The sequence below is a fragment of the Pseudothioclava alba genome (assembly GCF_033100795.1).
Taxonomy (GTDB): domain Bacteria; phylum Pseudomonadota; class Alphaproteobacteria; order Rhodobacterales; family Rhodobacteraceae; genus Pseudothioclava.
In genome coordinates this window covers 1,110,308-1,125,201 of the sequence record NZ_JAWLVI010000001.1, presented here as the reverse complement: position 1 = coordinate 1,125,201, position 14,894 = coordinate 1,110,308, and the positions used below count along the sequence as shown (strand labels likewise).

Annotated in this window: 17 protein-coding genes and 1 riboswitch; of the genes, 4 read left to right on the top strand and 13 right to left on the bottom strand. The window is 63.2% G+C overall.

Going from position 1 to position 14,894, the window contains the following annotated elements; genetic code table 11:
* Window positions 1-40 precede the first annotated feature (40 nt).
* Genes thiQ through thiB form a run of 3 tightly spaced genes read right to left on the bottom strand, consistent with a single transcriptional unit; the run spans window position 41 to window position 3,220 of the window.
* The gene (thiQ, locus tag RYZ20_RS05505) at window positions 41-736 is read right to left on the bottom strand and encodes a thiamine ABC transporter ATP-binding protein (protein ID WP_317671127.1); all 696 of its coding nucleotides are present in this window, start codon (window positions 734-736) and stop codon (window positions 41-43) included.
* A complete protein-coding gene (locus RYZ20_RS05500; protein WP_317671125.1) occupies window positions 720-2,264 on the bottom strand; it encodes a thiamine/thiamine pyrophosphate ABC transporter permease ThiP in 1,545 nt (514 codons plus the stop codon). The genes thiQ and RYZ20_RS05500 overlap by 17 nt, the downstream gene beginning before the upstream one ends.
* Window positions 2,240-3,220: a thiamine ABC transporter substrate binding subunit gene (thiB, locus tag RYZ20_RS05495; RefSeq protein WP_317671124.1), complete on the bottom strand. Its 981-nt coding sequence runs from the start codon at window positions 3,218-3,220 to the stop codon at window positions 2,240-2,242. Before thiB ends, RYZ20_RS05500 begins: the two co-directional genes overlap by 25 nt.
* A gap of 41 nt (window positions 3,221-3,261) precedes the next feature.
* Window positions 3,262-3,370, bottom strand: a riboswitch (TPP riboswitch).
* An 88-nt stretch (window positions 3,371-3,458) separates the two neighbouring features.
* On the opposite strand from thiB, the gene aroC reads away from it, so the two are divergent.
* The 3 genes from aroC (at window position 3,459) to RYZ20_RS05480 (ending at window position 5,935) form a co-directional block, all read left to right on the top strand.
* A complete protein-coding gene (gene aroC / locus RYZ20_RS05490; RefSeq protein WP_317671122.1) occupies window positions 3,459-4,559 on the top strand; it encodes a chorismate synthase in 1,101 nt (366 codons plus the stop codon).
* Window positions 4,560-4,624: 65 nt separating this feature from the next.
* On the top strand, window positions 4,625-5,236 hold the full coding sequence (locus RYZ20_RS05485; RefSeq protein ID WP_317671120.1) for a glutathione S-transferase family protein: 612 nt from the start codon (window positions 4,625-4,627) through the stop codon (window positions 5,234-5,236).
* A gap of 66 nt (window positions 5,237-5,302) precedes the next feature.
* Window positions 5,303-5,935: a TetR/AcrR family transcriptional regulator gene (locus RYZ20_RS05480; RefSeq protein WP_317671118.1), complete on the top strand. Its 633-nt coding sequence runs from the start codon at window positions 5,303-5,305 to the stop codon at window positions 5,933-5,935.
* A gap of 78 nt (window positions 5,936-6,013) precedes the next feature.
* Here the strand turns inward: RYZ20_RS05480 and RYZ20_RS05475 are convergent, their stop codons facing one another.
* From RYZ20_RS05475 to RYZ20_RS05455, 5 genes are all read right to left on the bottom strand, one after another.
* Window positions 6,014-6,802, bottom strand: coding sequence for a cytochrome c1 (locus RYZ20_RS05475; protein WP_317671354.1), 789 nt, complete (start codon window positions 6,800-6,802; stop codon window positions 6,014-6,016).
* 14 nt (window positions 6,803-6,816) lie between these two features.
* On the bottom strand, window positions 6,817-8,130 hold the full coding sequence (gene petB / locus RYZ20_RS05470) for a cytochrome b (RefSeq protein WP_317671116.1): 1,314 nt from the start codon (window positions 8,128-8,130) through the stop codon (window positions 6,817-6,819).
* A gap of 11 nt (window positions 8,131-8,141) precedes the next feature.
* Window positions 8,142-8,702, bottom strand: a complete 561-nt coding sequence (petA, locus tag RYZ20_RS05465) for a ubiquinol-cytochrome c reductase iron-sulfur subunit (RefSeq protein ID WP_317671114.1) — start codon at window positions 8,700-8,702, stop codon at window positions 8,142-8,144.
* 268 nt (window positions 8,703-8,970) lie between these two features.
* A complete protein-coding gene (locus RYZ20_RS05460) occupies window positions 8,971-9,687 on the bottom strand; it encodes a response regulator (protein ID WP_317671112.1) in 717 nt (238 codons plus the stop codon).
* Window positions 9,687-10,187 carry a MarR family winged helix-turn-helix transcriptional regulator gene (locus RYZ20_RS05455; RefSeq protein WP_317671110.1) on the bottom strand — a complete coding sequence of 167 codons (501 nt, stop codon included), beginning with the start codon at window positions 10,185-10,187 and terminating at the stop codon, window positions 9,687-9,689. The genes RYZ20_RS05460 and RYZ20_RS05455 overlap by 1 nt, the downstream gene beginning before the upstream one ends.
* A 155-nt stretch (window positions 10,188-10,342) precedes the next feature.
* On the opposite strand from RYZ20_RS05455, the gene RYZ20_RS05450 reads away from it, so the two are divergent.
* A complete protein-coding gene (locus tag RYZ20_RS05450) occupies window positions 10,343-11,212 on the top strand; it encodes a branched-chain amino acid aminotransferase (protein WP_317671108.1) in 870 nt (289 codons plus the stop codon).
* Between the two features lie 48 nt (window positions 11,213-11,260).
* On the opposite strand, the gene RYZ20_RS05445 is transcribed toward RYZ20_RS05450, so the two are convergent.
* From RYZ20_RS05445 to recR, 5 genes are all read right to left on the bottom strand, one after another.
* On the bottom strand, window positions 11,261-11,452 hold the full coding sequence (locus RYZ20_RS05445) for a hypothetical protein (RefSeq protein WP_317671106.1): 192 nt from the start codon (window positions 11,450-11,452) through the stop codon (window positions 11,261-11,263).
* A gap of 70 nt (window positions 11,453-11,522) precedes the next feature.
* Window positions 11,523-12,452, bottom strand: coding sequence for a DMT family transporter (locus RYZ20_RS05440; RefSeq protein ID WP_317671104.1), 930 nt, complete (start codon window positions 12,450-12,452; stop codon window positions 11,523-11,525).
* Window positions 12,449-13,486: a tRNA epoxyqueuosine(34) reductase QueG gene (gene queG, locus RYZ20_RS05435; RefSeq protein WP_317671102.1), complete on the bottom strand. Its 1,038-nt coding sequence runs from the start codon at window positions 13,484-13,486 to the stop codon at window positions 12,449-12,451. The genes RYZ20_RS05440 and queG overlap by 4 nt, the downstream gene beginning before the upstream one ends.
* Window positions 13,487-13,529: 43 nt before the next feature.
* Complete coding sequence (fzlA, locus tag RYZ20_RS05430) at window positions 13,530-14,195, bottom strand: FtsZ-binding protein FzlA (protein WP_317671100.1); 666 nt, start codon at window positions 14,193-14,195, stop codon at window positions 13,530-13,532.
* A 96-nt stretch (window positions 14,196-14,291) separates the two neighbouring features.
* Window positions 14,292-14,891 carry a recombination mediator RecR gene (recR, locus tag RYZ20_RS05425; protein WP_317671098.1) on the bottom strand — a complete coding sequence of 200 codons (600 nt, stop codon included), beginning with the start codon at window positions 14,889-14,891 and terminating at the stop codon, window positions 14,292-14,294.
* Window positions 14,892-14,894: the final 3 nt, after the last annotated feature.

The following is a 14,894-nucleotide window of genomic DNA, read 5'->3' as shown; positions in this document are numbered from 1 at the left end:
GCAACTAGACCTACAAGCGGGGGCCAGACGGCCCCCGTTTTTATTTGCCCAGATAGGTTTGCAACGCCTCGGGCGGGTTGGTCAGCAGGGCGTCAGTGTCTTGCGGCGGAAGCGCCTCGCCATCAGCCACGAGGATAGTTTCGGGGCAAAGGGCGCGGGCGTCCTCGGGGTCGTGCGAAACCATCAGAAGCGTTGTGCGGTGTTCTTGCGCAAGCGCACCCACCAGCGCCAGCATCTCGGCCTTGAGCGCGGGGCCAAGCGCCGAAAACGGCTCATCCAGCAGCAGCAAGGGACGCGCTCGCAAAAGCGCGCGGGCCAGCGCAACACGCGCCTGCTGCCCGCCCGAAAGCGCGGACGGTTTGCGGGGGCCAAACCCCGCAAGCCCCGTGCGTTCCAGCGCCGCTTCGATCTGGGCGTTGTGCGCGGCAGACAGCTTCAGGCGCGGATCAAGGCCAAGCCCAAGGTTCTGCGTGACGCTCAGATGCGGAAACAGGTTTTGATCCTGAAACAGGATTGAGAGAGGCCGCGCGCCGGGGGGCATATCGGTGATGTCCTTGCCATCCCAGCGGATTGCTCCGGTGGTGGGCGCGATAAACCCCGCGATCGCGTTCAGAAGCGTCGATTTGCCCGCGCCCGAGGGGCCGATCAGCGCAACCCGTGCGCCGGTTCGCACTACCAGATCGGCGCGCAGATGAAACGCGCCTTGGGTCAGGTGCAGGTTATCGAGGGTCAGCATGATGTCCGATCCGGTCCAAAGCCCAAAAAAGCGCGAATGACAGGGCGATCAACAGCACCGCCGCCGCTGCCGCCTGATCCATCCGATAAGCCCCCATCAGTTGAAAAAGCGCAAGCGGAAGCGTCTGCGTGCGCCCGTCCGAAAACAGGGTGATGACGCCAAGGTCTCCCATCGAAAACGCCGCCGCCAACCCTGCGGAAAACCCCAAGGGCTGCGCCAGTCGCGGCAGGGTCAGATAGCGCAGGCGCGCCACCCCGCGCAGGTCCAGCGCGGAGGCAAGACGGTCGTAATTGTGCTGCAGATACTGCGCGGCAGGGATCAGGATACGCACGGCAAAGGGCACCGAGAGCACCGCATTCGTCAACAGCGTCACCGGAATCGCAAGGCTTGTGGGGTTCACGAAGGCCCGCGCGATCAGGAAGGCTCCGGCCCCCATCACCAGCGCCGAAGCAGATAGGGGCAGCATGGCGGACAGCTCGGCCCAACGGTGCCGCGTGGCGGTCAGTGCCAGCGGCAGGGCCAGCGCAAGGGTCAGAATCGTCGACCCCGCCGCCACCGCAAGCGAGGTGCCCGCCGCGCGCCAGATCGAGGGTGGCAGATCGGCGAGTGCCGGAAGCCCGCGCAGCACAATCGCGCCGATCGGCACCAGCAAAAATGCCGCCGCCAGAACGATCATCGCAGCATCGGGCAGGGGGCTTGCGGGGGTAACGCCTTCGGGCATCGGCTGCGGACGATCAAGCCCCGCCCCAAACCCCGAGGGCAGCGTCATCCGCGCCGTTACCATGAGTGCGCCGACGCACAGCGCGACCTGCACCAGCGCCAGCGTTGCCGCGCGCCCCATGTCGAAATCGAAGCGGAACGCCTGATAGATTGCAAGCTCTACCGTGGTCGCCTTCGGGCCTCCGCCAAGGGTCAGGGCAATCGCGAACGAAGTCAGGCAGACCAGAAAAATCGCCAGAAACGCGCCGGGAAGAACCGCGCGCAGCATCGGGGTTTCAAGGTGGCGGCGCATCTGCGCGGGGCCGAATCCAAGGCTCGCGGCAAGGCGCACCCGCTCGGTCGGGATGGCGCGCCAGCCATGCAGCACCATGCGCGTCGCCAGCGGCAGGTTAAAGAACACATGCGCCGCGATCACCCCATGCGCGCCGTAGATCGACACCTCGGGCAGGCCAAGCCAGCCAAGGCCTGTATTCACCAGCCCCTTGCGCCCGAAAACCGCGATCAGCCCCATCACGGCGGCGATGGTCGGCAGGATAAAGGGCGCGCCCATCAGCGAGATCAGCAGGCCACGCCCTCGGAAATCGCGTCGGTGCAAGGCGCGCGCCAAGGGGATTGCGAAGGCGCAGGAAATCGCAGCCGAGACCGCGGCCTGCCAGAGCGTGAACCACAGCGCGTCCAGATCGCGCGGCGTCAAAAGGCCGAACCCTCCGGCGCGGAGTGCCACCGCGCCGAGAGGGGCCAGAACAAGCGTTGCCAGCAGCAGGGCCGCCAGCGCCGCCGGGATCAGTTCCCGAACGCGGCGAGCCATTCTTCAAGGGCCGGGCCGCGCAGAGCCTCTGCCTCGTCTTCGGTGTAGAAGCTGGTTTTCGCCGGACGCGGAAGCGCTGCAAAACCTTCGGGCAGGAAGCCCTCTTTGATCACCGACGGATAGGACCAGTTGGCCGTCGCGATCATGCCCTGGAACGCATCCGAAAGGACGTAATCCATGAAGGATTGCGCAAGCTCGGGCGTGTCGGTGGTTGCGGTCTGGGCAACGAGTTCGGTGTAAAGGTAGTGCCCTTCGGGGAAGATCGCGGCGGCCTTGGTGTCGTCCTCTTCGGCGATGATGTGATAGGCGGGCGAAGTGGTGAACGAGAGCACCATATCGACCTCGCCATCGGTGAAGAGGCCGTAGCTCTCCGACCAGCCGGGCGTCACCGTCAGAACCTTGGGCGCGAGTTTCGCCCAAGCCTCACCGGCCTTGTCACCATAGACCGATTTGACCCACAACAGCAGCGCCAGCCCCGAGACCGAGGCGCGCGGGTCCTGAATCGCCAGCTTTACATCCGCGTCCAGCAATTCGGCAAAGCTTTGCGGCGGGTTCGGCAGGCGCGTCTTGTCATAGATGAACGCGGTTTCCGCCCAGTCGAAGGGCAGGAAAGTGTCGTCAGCCCATTCAATCGGCAGGGTGAGCGTCGAGAGATCCGCGTTATGGGGCGCGAAAACGCCCAGTTTGCGGGCGCGTGCGGTCTCGTCGGTGTTCAGGCCGATCACCACATCCGCCGCGGTCTTGTCGCCCTCAAGCATCAGGCGCGGCATCACATCACCCGCGACAAATTCAAGGTCACAGCCGCAGCTAGCCTCGAACCCCGCCTCAATGGCCGGACCCGGCCCCCATTCCGAGGTGAAATAATCGGGCGCATAGACAGTAAGCACAGGGTTCTCGTCGGCCAGCGCCGGAGTGGCAGCCGCAACAAGACCCGCAAGCATCAGAGTTTTCTTCATGGTTCGCTCCTTCGCTGACGGGCGGGGTCAGGCGGGCGAGTGAAATGGCCCGATACCTTCCCTCCGCCGGTCTTAACCGGTTCAGGTTCAACGGGTTCGCTTGCGCATCTCAGCCTGTCCGAAATCGGTCAGGCACCCCGAGGTGCGGCTGAACATAGTGTCCTTGCGCGCCCGTGCAAGGGGAAAGCGCTTGGATTCGGCCTCTTTCAAGGCTAATCGGAGGGCAAAGGAGAGACCCATGAGCTTCAACACCTTCGGCCATATCTTCCGTGTGACCACCTGGGGCGAAAGCCACGGGCCTGCGCTTGGCGCGACCGTCGATGGGTGCCCGCCCGGTGTCGGGATTTCGGAAGAGTTCATTCAGGTCTTTCTGGATCGCCGCCGTCCGGGGCAATCCAAGGAAACCACGCAGCGGCAAGAGCCGGACCGCGTGAAAATCCTCTCGGGGGTGTTCGAGGGAAAATCGACCGGCACGCCTATCCAGCTGATGATCGAGAACACCGACCAGCGCTCGCGCGATTACGGCGAGATCGCGCGGCAGTTCCGCCCGGGTCATGCCGACATCACCTATCACCAGAAATACGGGCTGCGTGATTATCGCGGCGGCGGGCGGTCTTCGGCGCGCGAAACGGCGGCGCGGGTGGCGGCTGGCGGCGTGGCGCAGGCAGTTCTGCGCCATCTGGTGCCGGATCTGCAGATTACCGGCTACATGGTCCAGATGGGCGCCAAGCATATTGACCGCGCGCGCTTTGACCGCGACGAGATACTGCGCAACGATTTCTTTATTCCTGATGCGGATGCCGTGGCCGAATGGGCCGACTACCTGCACGCAATCCGCAAGGGGCAGAACTCGGTCGGTGCGATGATCGAGGTGGTGGCCGAAGGCTGTCCGGCAGGTCTGGGCGCGCCGATCTATGCGAAAATGGACACCGATCTGGCTGCCGCGATGATGTCGATTAACGCGGTTAAAGGCGTCGAGATCGGCGAAGGCATGGCTGCGGCGGAACTGACCGGCGTCGAGAATGCCGACGAGATCGTCATGGGTCCAAATGGCCCCGAGTTTCTGTCGAACCACGCGGGCGGCATTCTGGGCGGTATCACCACCGGCCAGCCGATCACCGTGCGTTTCTCGGTCAAGCCGACCTCGTCGATCCTGACGCCGCGCCGCTCGATCAATATCGCGGGCGAAGAGGTTGAGGTGATCACCAAAGGCCGCCATGACCCCTGCGTCGGCATCCGTGCGGTGCCGGTGGCCGAGGCGATGATGGCCTGCGTGATCCTTGATCACCTGCTGCTGGACCGCGCGCAAACTGGCGGGCAGCGCGGCACGATCGGCTAAGGCTTTTGCCAGCCTCGCAACTGTGCAATGCTCTGCGGGACGTAACCAGTCCACGCGGAGCGCAGATGATCCTTTACCATTCCCCGAATAGCCGATCCTCGACCATCGTGTCGCTGCTTCATGAACTTGGGGCGCGCGACAAGGTCGATGTGCGCGTCGTGTCGATCCCGCGGCAGGATGGGTCGGGCGGGCGCGACGCGGCAAACCCGCATCCCGAGGGCAAGGTTCCCTATCTGGTGAATGGCGAGGATACCGTGCGCGAACGCGGCGCAATCGTGGCCTATCTGTGCGAAGCCTTCCCCGAGGCCGGTTTGGCGCCGATGCCGGGCGAGGCCAAGCGCGGCGAGTTCCTCTCGTGGCTCTTCTATTATCAAGGCGTGCTTGAACCCGTGCTGGTTGGCCATGTCGCCGAGGTCAAACATCCGGCCTATTACGCAACCTTCCGCGATATGAAGACCCTGACCGCGCGCCTGACCGACGCCTTGCAGGGGCGCGACTTTCTGCTGGGCGATAGGTTCAGCGCGGCCGATCTGCTGATGTTCTCGCCCTTCGGGTTTTTCACGCAGATGACGCCCGACGTGCCGGTTATCAAGGATTGGGTCGCGCGTTGCATGGCGCGGCCCTCGATGGCCGAGGTCGCCCGGTGGGACGCGGAACTTCTTGCGCAAACGCTGTGACGCCACGTAGTCTTTCCCTGCTGAAGGCTTCGGTCTAAGATGGCCTGTAGAGTTTCGGGGGAGATGATGACCGACCAGTCGAAAACGCCGAAAATCCGCAAGGGGCGGAAGTTCGATCAGGTGCTTGAAGGCGCGCGCACGATTTTCATGCGTGACGGGTTCGAGGGCGCCTCGGTCGATGACATCGCGCGTGAGGCAGGGGTCTCGAAGGCGACGCTTTACAGCTATTTCCCCGACAAGCGGCTGCTGTTCATGGAGGTTGCCAAGGCCGAGTGCAACCGGCAGGCCGACGAGGCGGTCGAACTGGTCGAGGCCGAGAAGATGCCCGTCGCGGCGGTGCTGCGCTTCGCGGCCGAGCGGTTCATCGGCTATATGTCGACGACCTTCGCGCTCCAGACCTACCGGATTTGCGTGGCCGAGGCCGACCGCTTCCCGCAGCTCGGACATGAGTTCTACCACTCCGGTCCCGAACTCGTGCGCAAGCATATGGTGGACTATCTGCACAAAGCCGTCGCCAATGGCGAGTTGCAGATCGAGGATTTCGAACTGGCCGCCGATCAGTTTGCGGAACTGTGCAAGGTCGACATCCACAACCGTCTGGTCTTTGGCATCGGCGAGTGCTGCGCGCCCAGAGACCGTCAACGGATCATCGACGGCGCGGTCGAGATGTTCCTCGCGCGCTATGGGGTGCGGGGCTGACAATCGGCCCCGATCTGAACGTCGCAAATAAAAAACGCGCCCCGAAGGGCGCGTTTTCTGTTTCAGGCCATCAGGTGCTTAGTGCTTGCCCTTGTGGGGTGCCCAGATGCGCTTGTTGGTCAGATAGAGCAGCGTGGTCAGCAGGCCGAGCAGCAGAACGCCGACAAAGCCCCATTGCTTGCGTGCCATCATCTTGGGTTCAGCGGTCCACATCAGGAAGGCCGAAACGTCTTCGGCCATCTGGTGAACGCTGGCCTCGGTGCCGTCTTCATACTCGACCAGCTCTTCCGAGAGCGGCGCGGGCATCGAGATCAGGCCACCCGGGAAGGTGTGGTTCTCGTAGAAATACGAGCCAGCCATCTCGACTTCCTCGCCGGTGTAGCCGGTCAGGACCGAGTAGATATACTCGGGGCCACCGATGCCGTTAACCAGCTGCGAGATACCCGTGCCGTAGGGGCCGTGGAAGCCCGCGCGGGCCTTTGCCATCAGCGACAGGTCCGGCCCCATGCCCTCGCCCTTGCGGGTCGGGAACATGTCGGTTTCCTTGCGCGGACGCGACTCGTCGGTCTCGGGGTCGTAGACTTCGTCCAGTTCGGCGGCATAGGCACGCACCCAGTCCGCGTCCATCTGCGGGCCACCCTCGTCAGCGAGCGAGCGCAGCGGCACGAATTTCAGGCCGTGGCAGGCCGAGCAGACCTCCCGGTAGACCTGAAAGCCGCGACGGAGCTGCTGCTGGTCGAAGGTGCCAAAGGGGTTCTCGAACGAGAAATCCAGATTTTCGACATGGCCTTCAGAGCCAGCAGCGAATGCCGCACCAGAGCCCAGAACGAGCGCGGAAACGGCAGAGATCAGAAGTTTTTTCATGATTTCGGTCCTGTTCCTTACTCGGCTTTGGTGCCGTAATGGTTGTTGAAGTCTTCTTCGATCGTTGCCGGCATCGGCAGCGGTTTCTCGATCACGCCCAGAAGTGGGAGGAGCACGAAGAAGTAGGCGAACCAGTAGGTTGCACCGATCAGCGAGATGTAGGGATAGATCCCGTCGGTCGGCATCGCGCCCACCCACATCAGCACGACAAAGTCGATGGCCAGAAGCCAGAACCACCATTTGAACATCGGGCGGAATTGGCCCGAGCGGACTTTGGAGGTGTCGAGCCACGGAGCCAGCGCCATCGCGATGATTGCGCCGAACATCGCGATCACGCCGAAGAACTTGGCGTCGACGATGCCGAAGGTCAGCTTGTTCACAAGGATCACGGCCCAGACGTCAGCGGTGAAGGCACGCAGGATCGCGTAGAACGGCAGGAAGTACCATTCGGGAACGATGTGTGCGGGCGTCGCCAGCGGGTTTGCCTCGATGTAGTTGTCGGGGTGGCCGAGGTAGTTCGGCATGAAGCCAACAACAGCAAAGAAGATGGCCAGCACGAGAACGAGGGCGAAGAGGTCCTTGATCACGAAATAGGGCCAGAAGGGCAGGGTGTCTTTCTCGGCTTCGGCTTTGGAGCCGCGACGCACGTCAACACCGGTCGGGTTGTTGTTGCCCGTGGTGTGGAACGCCCAGATGTGCAGGCCGACAAGCGCGGCAATCACGAAGGGCAGCAGGTAGTGCAACGAGAAGAAGCGGTTCAGCGTGGCGTTATCCACTGCCGGCCCGCCAAGGAGCCATGCCTGAATATCCGGGCCGATGCCCGGGATCGCGCCGAAGAGGCCGGTGATAACGGTTGCGCCCCAGAAGGACATCTGACCCCACGGAAGCACATAGCCCATAAAGGCGGTGCCCATCATCGCAAGGTAGATCACCATGCCGATGATCCAGGTGACTTCGCGCGGCGCTTTATACGATCCGTAGTAGAGGCCGCGGAAGATGTGGATGTAGACGGCAAAGAAGAACAGCGAAGCGCCGTTTGCGTGCATGTAGCGCAGCATATAGCCGCCGTTCACGTCACGCATGATGTGTTCGACCGACGCAAAGGCCAGATCGACGTGCGGGGTGTAGTGCATCACCAGAACGATGCCGGTGACGATTTGCAGCACAAGGCAGAAAGCCAGGACGATACCCCAGATCCACCACCAGTTCAGGTTCTTGGGGGTGGGGATCATGATGGTGTCATAGACGAGGCCGACGATCGGAAGGCGCTCGTGCAGCCACTTTTCTGCGCCCGTTTTGGGCTCGTAATGGTCGTGCGGAATACCAGACATAGAGTTCCTCCTCAGCCCAGCAGAATGGTGGTGTCATCGGTGAACTGGGCCACCGGAATGTCGAGGTTGCGCGGCGCGGGCCCCTTGCGGATACGGCCGGCCGAGTCGTAGTGCGAACCGTGGCAGGGGCAGAACCAGCCGCCGAAGTCACCCGACATATTGCCGATCGGCACGCAGCCGAGGTGGGTGCAAACACCGATCATCACCAGCCATTCGCCAGCTTCGTCCAGTGCGCGGTTCGCGTCCGACGCGTCAGCGCCCGGCTTGTTCGCGTTCTCGGCCGACTGGTCGATCAGCGTGCTGATGTCGACTGCGCGGGCCTCGGTGATCTCTTCTTCCGAGCGGCGGCGGATGAACACCGGCTTGCCGCGCCATTTGACGGTCAGCTGGGTGCCGGTTTCGACGCCCGAGATGTCGACGTAGATCGACGACATCGCCTTGACGTCGGCGGATGCGTTCATCTGGTTCACCAGCGGCCAGACGGCCGCACCGGTGACCACCGCGCCGGTTCCGGCGGTGGCGAAGTAGAGGAAATCCCTCCGGGTGCCTGCGTTATCTTCTGCGTGGGACACGTGTATTCTCCCTTCCCTAGCCTGGTTAAGGCCGATAGCACGTTTCGGGCCGCACCAAAGTGCTGCCGAACATGGCCGCTCTTTAGCAATCACGCTTGCGTCAGTCCAGCAATCAATGGCCTTTGGGCTTGGCCCTTTTGACGCATCTTGGATTTATTTTATCGGATTTTGCCGAAACGCCACATTTGACAGGCGCTAACGCCGTTCTGGCAGGGTGTGACCGCCATTTTGTCAGGGGTTCGAAAGAGGTTGCGGCCTGCGACCCGACTCAGTCAGGGGCGAGCATATAACCCATGCCGCGCACGGTTTGCAGGTAGCGCGGCTCGCGCGGGTCGGGCTCGATCTTGCGGCGCAGGCGGGTGATCTGCACGTCGATGGCGCGGTCTCCGGCACTGTCCTCGGGGCCGGTGCGGTCGCGCCCCAACTCGTCGATCAGCTCGGCGCGCCCGATCACCTCGCCCGCGCGGGCGGCGAAAATCCGCATCAAAGCGGCTTCGGTCGCGGTCAGGCGCACGGGGTCTTCGCCCGCGAACATCTCGCCCCGGTTCTGGTCATAGCGCAGCGCACCAAGATGCAGGAATTTCGGCCCCGTCGGGGTTTCATGCGGCACGCGGCGCAGGATCGCGTTTATCCGCAAGAGCAGCTCTTTCGGCTCAAAGGGTTTGGGCAGGTAGTCGTCGGCGCCAGCCTCCAGCCCTTCGATCCGGTCGCGGGTCTCGCCGCGCGCGGTCAAAAGCAGAATGGGGGTGCTCAGCGTCCGGCGCAGATCGCGCGTCAGGCTTAGCCCGTCTTCGCCCGGCATCATCACGTCGAGCACCAGCATGTTGAATTCCAGCCCTGCCAGCAGCCGCCGCGCATGGGCGGCATCGCGCGCGGCTGTCACCAGAAAACCGTTACGCATCAAGAACTTTTGCAGCAACCCGCGAATGCGTTCATCGTCATCGACGATCAGAAGGTGCGGGGCGTGCGTGTCGTGCCCGCCCATCAGGCACCGTCCTTCATATTCTGGTAAAGGCGCAGCTGTTCGCGGTCCATCATCGCTTCAAGCACCTGCCGGAACCCCGCCACCGCCTGCGGACCCGCGGCGCGATAGGCGGCACGCATCCGGCCGCGTTGCGCCTCGGAGAGTTCGCGCTCCAGCGTGGCGCCAACCTCGGTCAGATGCAGGCGCCGTTCGCGCTTGTCCTTTTGGCCGATGCGGCTTTCGACCAGGCCGTCTTCGATCAGGGTCCGCAGCACGCGGTTCAGTGATTGCTTGGTAACGCCCAGAACATCGAGTAGAGTGGTCACCGTCAGCCCCGGCTGGCGGTTGATAAAGTGGATCGCGCGGTGATGCGCCCGCCCGTAGCCGTGCTTTTCGAGGATGCGGTCGGGATCGGCGGTAAAGCCGCGATAGGCAAAGAACATCGCCTCGATGCCTTTGCGCAGCTGCTCGTCGGTCAGGAACAGAAGGGTCTCCCCTCCGGCGGCTGTCGTGTCGACCATATCCTACCTCATTCGCTTTTTAGCGATTTTACGTCAGTCTTGTTGACTTTCCAAGAATCAATTGTTACCGAATTCCAGATTTCGCGCAACATTGTGTCCGAAGCGGACCGATTTGGCGCAATTTTTGAAAATCCGGATGCTCCAAGGAGGAACTCATGGCCGGTGCATATGACGATCGCGATGGCAAAATCTGGATGGATGGCAAGCTCGTCGAATGGCGGGACGCCAAGGTCCATATCCTGACCCATGCCCTGCATTACGCCTCGAGCGTGTTCGAGGGAGAGCGCTGCTACAACGGCAAGATCTTCAAATCGCACGAACATAACGTGCGCCTGAAGAAATCCGCGAACCTTCTGGATTTCGACATTCCCTATTCGCTGGAGGAAATCGAAGCCGCGAAATACGCGATGCTCGAGGCGAACGGCTGGACCGACGCCTATGTGCGTGCGGTGGCATGGCGCGGCGCGGGTGAGGATATGGGCGTCTCGGCGCGTCGGAACCCCGTGCGTCTGGCCATCGCAGGATGGGAGTGGGGCAACTACTACGGCGACGCCAAGATGAAGGGCGCCAAGCTTGACATCTCGAAATGGCGCCGCCCCGATCCGGCGACGATCCCGTGCGAGGCGAAGGCTGCCGGTCTGTACATGATCTGCACCATGTCCAAACACGCCGCCGAGGCGAAGGGCTGCTCGGACAGCCTCATGCTCGACTATCGCGGCTATGTGGCCGAGGCGACGGGCGCCAACGTGTTCTTCGTCAAGGACGGCGAAGTGCATACGCCGCTGGCGGATTGCTTCCTGAACGGCATTACGCGCCAGACCGTGATCGGGATGCTGAAGGAAAAGGGCATCACCGTGCACGAGCGCCGGATCAACCCGATGGAGCTTGCAGGCTTCGAGCAGTGCTGGCTGACCGGCACCGCCGCCGAAGTGACCCCTGTTGGCCAGATCGGTGACTTCCACTTTGAAGTGGGCGCGCTGACGCGGGACATCTCGGACAGCTACGAAAAGCTGGTCCGCGCCTGAGGCGACAGGATCTGATGCGAAAGGCGCCCCGCGGGGCGCCTTTTGTCATTAGGCCGTCTGGCCCCGTTCGATACGGGCATAGGCGCGGGCGCGGGTGTTTTCGTGCGTGCGGCCCTCGGGGCGCGAGACCAGCGCCTTGACCGCCGGATGCAGGCCAGCGCGGCGATCAAGCTCCAGATAAGCCTTCATCCGCATATCCTCGGCTTTCGGTGCGAAATTGTCCTGCGACTTGCGTTGCATGGCAGCTCCTCCTGTTTTGCCAGAGCGCGAGTATAGCCGGATTTCGCGATTCCTGCAAAACGTGTGCCGCTTACCCCGATGGGCTGATCGCCTTGCGGGCCTTGGCGCGCTCCAGCCCAAGCTGGCGCTCGCGCCAGATAATCATCGCGCCCGCCAGGATTACGATCCCCGCCCCGCCCAGCATCGGCAGGGTCGGCACTTCGTCAAAGGCGACATAGCCCACCCCAAGCGCCATCAGCATCGAGGCATATTCGAACGGCGCCACGATCGAGGCATCGGCGGCGCGATAGGCCGAGGTCAGGAAAATCTGCGCGACACCGCCGATCAGCCCCGCCAGAACCAGCAAAGCGGCGGTGGCGGGCGAGGGGATCACCCAGCCAAACGGCAGCGTCACCAGCGACAGTGCCGCCGCCGTGCAGGAAAACCAGAAGACGATGGCCGATGTGGTTTCGGTTTTCGTCAGCTTGCGGATGAAGATCTGCGCCAGCGCCGCAAAAACAGCGCCCATAAGCGTTACAACCGCCCCAAGGGCCGCGCGATGGTCGCCGATGCCCGACAGGCGCGGGCTGAGGATAATCAGCACCCCGATCATCCCGAGCGCGACCGCGCTCAAGCGGAAGGCGCGAACCTCTTCGCCCAGAAACATCGCTGCGAAGACGACGACGAGGATGGGGGCGGCATAACCGATGGCTGTCACCTCGGGCAGGGGCAAAAGCCCGATGCCGGTGAACATCAGCCCCATCGCAGAGGTGCCGATGATGCCGCGCCAGATATGGCCCATCGGGCTGGCGACGCGCAGGCCGGTTGACAGATCGCCGCGCGCCAAAAGCCAGACGACCGTGATCGGGATAGCAAAGAAAGACCGGAAAAAGACCATCTCGCCCGAGGGCACCTCGTCAGCCGCTATTTTCAGGAGCGCGGACATCGCGATGAAACAAGCGACCGAGCCGAGTTTCAACCAGATCCCAATGGCGGTTCCTGATAGCGGCGCGCGGCTCATGGGGTGGCCTCGTTCAGGCGCGCAAGCGCCCAACGGGCGGCGTCGCGGACGGTCTCGTCTTCGGCTTCAAGATGGGTTTGCGCGGCGGGAATAAGCCCTGCATCACCGGAATTTCCGATGGCATAGAGGATGTTACGCAAAAAGCGGTTGATCCCGATCCGCTTGATCGGAGAGCCGGAAAACAGCGCCCGAAAGCCGGCGTCATCCAGCACCGCAAGCTCGGCCAGAAGCGGCTCACCCACCGCGTCCGAATAGCGCATCTCGCGGGCGGTTTGCGCAAACTTGTTCCACGGGCAGGCGGCCAGACAATCGTCGCAGCCGTAAATCCGGTTGCCCATCCGCGCGCGCAACTCGGGCTCGATCGGGCCGTTGTGTTCAATCGTCAGGTAGGAAATGCAGCGGCGCGGGTCGAGGCGATAGGGCGCCAGAAAGGCATCTGTCGGGCAGGCATCAAGGCACGATGAGCAACTGCCGCAATGGCTGATCTCGGGCGCATCGGCGGGCAATTCGACGGTGGTGAAAATTGCGCCGAGAAAGAACCAGTTGCCCAGATCGCGCGCCAGAAGGTTGGTGTGCTTGCCCTGCCAGCCAAGCCCTGCGGCTTGCGCGAGCGGCTTTTCCATCACGGGTGCGGTATCGACAAAGACCTTGATTTCGGCCCCCGGCGCCTGATCGAGCAACCAGCGCCCGACACGTTTGAGGCGCTTTTTCACAAGGTCGTGGTAATCCTTGCCGCGTGCGTAAACCGAAACAGCGGCGCGCTCGGGGTGGGCCAGAACGCCGGTCGGGTCGGTCGCGGGTGTATAGCTTTCGGCCAGCATGAGGACCGAACGCGCCTCGGGCCAAAGCTCGGCGGGGTTGCCGCGCCATCCCATCCGCTCGGCCATCCAGCCCATCTGCCCGTGCAGGCCATCGGCGACGAATGCCTCCAGCCGCGCGGCGGTTTCAGGCACCGCATCTGGCCGCGTGATCCGCGCTTTCGAGAACCCTTCCTCAAGGGCTTTCGCGATCAGCCGGTTTTTGAGCGTGTCCAACGGGCGGCCCTTTCGGCGGCTAGGGGCGGGGTGCCGCCCGCGATCAGAAATCCAGCTCGGTATATTGCGGCGCGGGCGGCAGGCCCGGCACCTGATCGGCCAGAAGCGAGCGGAACGCGGGGCGCGATTTGATCTTCGCATACCAGTCGCGCACGGTCTCTGAACGGTTCCAGTCCACGTCTGAAACATAATCCAGACACGACAGATGCGCGGCGGCCGTAAAATCGGCCAGCGTCATCACATCGCCCGCCAGCCAGCGCCGCTGCTCCAGCAGCCAGCCCATGTAATCAAGATGGAACTTGATCGCGCTCAGCCCCTCTTTCACGGTTTTCGAATCCGGATAGCCCTTGCGCTGGATCTTTTTCCAGACGCGTTCGCCCATGATCTTGCGGGTTACTTCGGCGTTGAATTTATCGTCGAACCACGCGCAAAGGCGCCGCACCTCAAAGCGCGCGTCGGGTTTGCGCGGGATCAGTTGCGGCTCTGGGTGGGTTTCGTCCAGATACTCGCAAATCGCCTGACTTTCCGCGAGCGTCTTGCCGTCGATTTTCAGGATCGGCACGCGACCGGCCGGATTGCGGCGCAGAAACTCGGGGTTTTGCTCCCAGTAACGCTCTTCGACCAGTTCGACCTCGATCTTCTTTTCCGCCAGCGTCAGGCGCACCTTGCGGCAATAGGGGGAGAGGGCGACGTGATATAGGCGGTTCATGGGCAACCTGAAAGCGAAACGGTGAGTTCATCCCCTGATAGCGGGCCGCGGGTGGGGGATCAATGCTCGCCCGCGCGGATTAGCCGTTTGCGCGGGTCAAAAGCTTTTGCGCGCGCGCAGGGCGGCCTGGATCGTGCCGTCGTCAAGGTAATCCAGCTCGCCTCCGATCGGCACGCCCTGGGCTAGGCTGGTGATGCTGATCCCTGCGCCCTCTAGCGCGTCGGCGATGTAATGCGCGGTCGTCTGGCCCTCGATGGTGGCGTTCAGCGCAAGGATCACCTCGCGCACGCCCTCGTCGCGCACCCGCGCCAGCAGCTTCGGGATGCCAAGCTCATCGGGGCCGACGGCGTCCAGCGCCGAAAGCGTGCCGCCAAGCACATGGTAGCGGCCTTTGAAGGCCTGCCCGCGCTCCATCGCCCAGAGGTCCGCGACATCCTCGACCACGCATAATTCGCCCGTGGCGCGGGCCAGATTTTCGCAGATGTCGCAGATATGCCCCGTCGCGATATTGCCGCAGGTCGCACATTCGCGCACCGTTTCGGCAACATGGGCCATGGTTTGCGCAAGCGGCGCCATCAACTGCCCCCGCTTGCGGATCAGATGCAGCACCGCACGGCGCGCCGAGCGCGGCCCAAGCCCCGGCAGCCGCGCCAGAAGCGCGATCAGGGCTTCGATCTCGTCGCTCGCGCGGCTCATCGT

Coding starts and splice junctions, on each gene's coding strand:
- thiQ (WP_317671127.1), bottom strand. CDS start 736: ATGCTGACCCTCGATAACCTGCACCTGACCCAAGGCGCGTTTCATCTG.
- RYZ20_RS05500 (WP_317671125.1), bottom strand. CDS start 2,264: ATGGCTCGCCGCGTTCGGGAACTGATCCCGGCGGCGCTGGCGGCCCTG.
- thiB (WP_317671124.1), bottom strand. CDS start 3,220: ATGAAGAAAACTCTGATGCTTGCGGGTCTTGTTGCGGCTGCCACTCCG.
- aroC (WP_317671122.1), top strand. CDS start 3,459: ATGAGCTTCAACACCTTCGGCCATATCTTCCGTGTGACCACCTGGGGC.
- RYZ20_RS05485 (WP_317671120.1), top strand. CDS start 4,625: ATGATCCTTTACCATTCCCCGAATAGCCGATCCTCGACCATCGTGTCG.
- RYZ20_RS05480 (WP_317671118.1), top strand. CDS start 5,303: ATGACCGACCAGTCGAAAACGCCGAAAATCCGCAAGGGGCGGAAGTTC.
- petB (WP_317671116.1), bottom strand. CDS start 8,130: ATGTCTGGTATTCCGCACGACCATTACGAGCCCAAAACGGGCGCAGAA.
- RYZ20_RS05460 (WP_317671112.1), bottom strand. CDS start 9,687: ATGGGCGGGCACGACACGCACGCCCCGCACCTTCTGATCGTCGATGAC.
- RYZ20_RS05455 (WP_317671110.1), bottom strand. CDS start 10,187: ATGGTCGACACGACAGCCGCCGGAGGGGAGACCCTTCTGTTCCTGACC.
- RYZ20_RS05450 (WP_317671108.1), top strand. CDS start 10,343: ATGGCCGGTGCATATGACGATCGCGATGGCAAAATCTGGATGGATGGC.
- RYZ20_RS05445 (WP_317671106.1), bottom strand. CDS start 11,452: ATGCAACGCAAGTCGCAGGACAATTTCGCACCGAAAGCCGAGGATATG.
- RYZ20_RS05440 (WP_317671104.1), bottom strand. CDS start 12,452: ATGAGCCGCGCGCCGCTATCAGGAACCGCCATTGGGATCTGGTTGAAA.
- fzlA (WP_317671100.1), bottom strand. CDS start 14,195: ATGAACCGCCTATATCACGTCGCCCTCTCCCCCTATTGCCGCAAGGTG.
- recR (WP_317671098.1), bottom strand. CDS start 14,891: ATGAGCCGCGCGAGCGACGAGATCGAAGCCCTGATCGCGCTTCTGGCG.